Source organism: uncultured Porphyromonas sp. (assembly GCF_938023125.1).
In the GTDB taxonomy this organism is placed as follows: Bacteria; Bacteroidota; Bacteroidia; order Bacteroidales; family Porphyromonadaceae; genus Porphyromonas.
In genome coordinates, this window is sequence record NZ_CALHDW010000020.1 from 1 (window position 1) to 2,233 (window position 2,233).

General features: G+C 47.6%; 1 protein-coding gene. It reads right to left on the reverse strand.

Annotated elements, in window-relative coordinates; all coding sequences use genetic code 11:
• The coding region (locus tag Q0090_RS07950) for a hypothetical protein (RefSeq protein ID WP_297949473.1) at positions 1–2,233 on the reverse strand (2,233 nt) is incomplete at both ends.

Sequence of the window (2,233 nt, forward strand, 5' to 3'; positions counted from 1 at the left end):
CTAAAGCTCTTCCCAACGGAGAAATAGTAGGTGAGAGACAGGCTTGCTTTCCAGCGATTGTCTCGAAGCATAACTTTGGTTTTTTCCTGGAGGTCTAGGAATGGATGGTTAAACGTCTGATCAGATTCGGGTACGAATAGATTCTCAACAGCGAGGCGGAGATTCCAAGGTCCCTTACTCCAAAAGCCCGACAAGGAAGAATTCCATCCCGTAGAGGAGATGAAGTAACTATACAGTCGCCGGTGGGGGAGATCTAGATCGCCTTGTATTCCCCAGTTGTTGTGCTGATAGGTTACGCTAACCCCTGCGGGGATAGAAAATAGAGAGACCTCTCGCGTCTGTGTCAGTTGGTAGTGTTGGTAACGAGGTTGCGCGTATAATCGGATGATCAACAGCTCACTACCCAATGGCTTGATACCAATGTTTGTTTTGAAGGTGACGTATTGAGAATAGAGCGCATTGCTCCGTTGCTGTATGATTGCTGTCTTTCCGTTTACTTCGTTTCGCTCAAAACTCAGCACCCAATCCCTATCCGTGTAGTTGTATGCAAGGGTATTGGATAGTTCTATATAGGGGTGACTCCATGAGTGGTAGAGGCGTGCTGTAGCTGCGTAGCAGTTCTCTAAATTTGGATTGTTGCGCACAAAGAGCCCCTCTCTGACCTGACGCATAGCTTCGGTAGTCTCTCCAAGTTCGGGGATTTGGTTAGCTGTTTCTACTTCCCATCTAAGGCGATGGTTTTTGGGTAGCTGGTAGCCAACTAAGAGACGTGGATTGAAGCTCCAACTCATTTGTGCTTTGTCTAATCCCTTGTGTGCCGATACATAGTGCAGGCTTAGGGCCGGAGTGACTCGATAGAAGAATTTACCCCATCTCCCCTCCCACGAGAGATACGTGCGGTCTCTCCACTGATCTTGTTGGTCTTGCGTTTGTCCTGTGCTGATCCCATTGAGATGAAAGAGGGCATGAGAATACATGAAATGAGATCCTACATAGAGCCATCCTCCCTTTAGAGGATGGGCATATTCGACTTGAGCTATGAGTGAATTTTTAGAAGTCTTGCCCTCTAGATGCTCCTCTAGAGAGGTTTTTTGAGTTGAGGTTAGGCTCTCTACTAAGTTGTATTCTGTGCTCGTTTGGTTGTGTGTATAGACGAGGTTGGAGAAGAGACGACTGCCTGCACTGCTCAGCGTGCGGTCGTAATAAATATCCACTACGGGAGTGAAGACTAGTCCTCCGCTTGTTATGTTACCTAGGCGACGTTGTTGTTCGTTGCCGATTTGTACGAGGGCATCGTAGGATTGTGGATTGCTACTTTTTTCTAGTGAAGAGGAAAAGGATAGTTCCAAATGCCGTTTATTCGGTTGGCTAAAGGCGTAGCTTGCTTTGAGCATATGGGAGTTGAGCCTTGTGTGAGTCGTCCCAACGGATTCGTATAGATGCCTCTCGGTGGTCGTGTACTCGGATGTTTGTTCCTCCTGCTTCCCTAAGTTCGTATGACGAACGAAGTTGTTTGTAAATAATTTGAATTGATGTACTCCTGAGTTGTAGTTGTAGTACAGGCGAGCAACAGCGTCGGTGGCAAAGGGTGCTACTGAGGCTTCTACGCCAGCATGGTGTCCGTTATCCAGAGGTTTGGTGATTACATCGAGTACGCTCCCTTGGGTGTTGTACCGCTCGGGGGCTATATCGAAGTAATCTATCCGAATAATCTTGCCGGGAGGTATAGAGCGTAACTCTTCGTTGGTTGCGTAATGTCCATTGATGAGGATGAGCGGAGTGGCTTCTCCTGTTGCAGAAGCGATTCGCCCTGTGCGTGCCTCTGCCTTGATTTGAGGTAGTGTTAGGGCAAGGTCAAGACTGCTCTTAGCTTGCTTGATTTGTTCTCGGCTGAAGTGATAGCTTTTGCGGTCGATGCCCATTTTTTGCTTGGCTGTGACGACAACCTCCTGTAATTGAGCCGCTGGTGCAGTTGTCTCTAAATTGAAGTCATACCGACCCGTTCCCTGGATATTTTCTCCCTCAATCTCTGCGGTCGTTGCTTTGTAACCAACATATCGCACCTCAAGGAGATATTGCTTTGCAAAGGGGGAATTTAGATTGATGTGGTAGTACCCTCTCTTATCTGTATAGGTGACAAGTGTTGGATGCGAGGTGATGGAGTCCGAGTGAAGTGCTACAAGAGCCATCTCGGCAGGCTCTTTTTGATCGATATAAACGAATCCCTCTATTG